Source organism: Zooshikella harenae (genome assembly GCF_018837975.1).
GTDB lineage: Bacteria > Pseudomonadota > Gammaproteobacteria > Pseudomonadales > Zooshikellaceae > Zooshikella > Zooshikella harenae.
This window is the reverse complement of the sequence record NZ_JAGSOY010000293.1, coordinates 1-887: the sequence shown is the minus strand read 5'-3', so window position 1 is coordinate 887 and position 887 is coordinate 1. Positions and strand designations below refer to the sequence as shown.

At 33.3% G+C, this 887-nt stretch carries 2 protein-coding genes; both read right to left on the bottom strand.

What is annotated here, in order from left to right:
- Positions 1-693, bottom strand: a 693-nt coding sequence (locus tag KCG35_RS25730) for a hypothetical protein (protein ID WP_215822724.1), incomplete at its 3' end; no start/stop codon positions are given.
- Positions 677-887: hypothetical protein (locus tag KCG35_RS25725; RefSeq protein WP_215822722.1), on the bottom strand; the 211-nt coding region annotated here is incomplete at its 5' end. The genes KCG35_RS25730 and KCG35_RS25725, both read right to left, overlap by 17 nt.

Sequence of the window (887 nt, the reverse complement as noted above, 5' to 3'; positions counted from 1 at the left end):
CATATTTATAGTGTAAGACTTTATTTGATCGTGGTATACATAACTTGGATCTGGACCATTTAGTTCTGTTTCACAAAAGCTAGCAAGCGTTTCATTCTTGAAAACGCTATCTTTTTTTTTCCAACAACGACTTACACGGTTTGAGTTTGGATAACCAATTTTTCCTTTTGCTATAGAGTTATTTTGACTAGTATAATTAATAGTAAAACCACCCGTTGTTAGTTTATTATCATAAAATCTGACTGATATATAGTCAATCTCATCATTACAGCGATTTATTTTCAGGTTTACTTGCTGTGGTACAGTAATTATATACTCTGTTCCTGAATTAATACCATAGTATTCAGAGTAATATCGCCTAGGAATTTGTTGTGAATTTTCACTCCAATCTCTTCGAGTTAGACATTTTCTTCCTGATGACGACCACTTTGTATACGCTTTAACATACCAGCCTTTAGGCTTTTTTCCTTTGACTGTGAGTAAATTATTTTTCAGATCAACACCCCACACAGTCATATGAGCGTTACGTAAATATATATTACCCTTACGATAATATCCCTCAGGTATGCCCTTGGTCCACCAGAACTTTATTGCCTCACCAAACCAGCCTATTACACAAGAAATGACAATAATAATTATTACAAGACTCCACCAGAATAATTTAAGATTCTTAATCTTACTTAAGCTGATCATAAATTGATTCTCTATCAATATTAGGAACTTCCAGCATATCTTGGGGAATATTTCCATTTAACAGCTTATTAAACAATGCAATATCAGAGTCAATTCTATAGATTTGAGTTCTGTAGTAACTCATTTCTGAAGCTAATAACTGTTTTTTCTCCTTCAGATCCTTTCGTATCTCTTGACGAGAATCAAGCGTATGT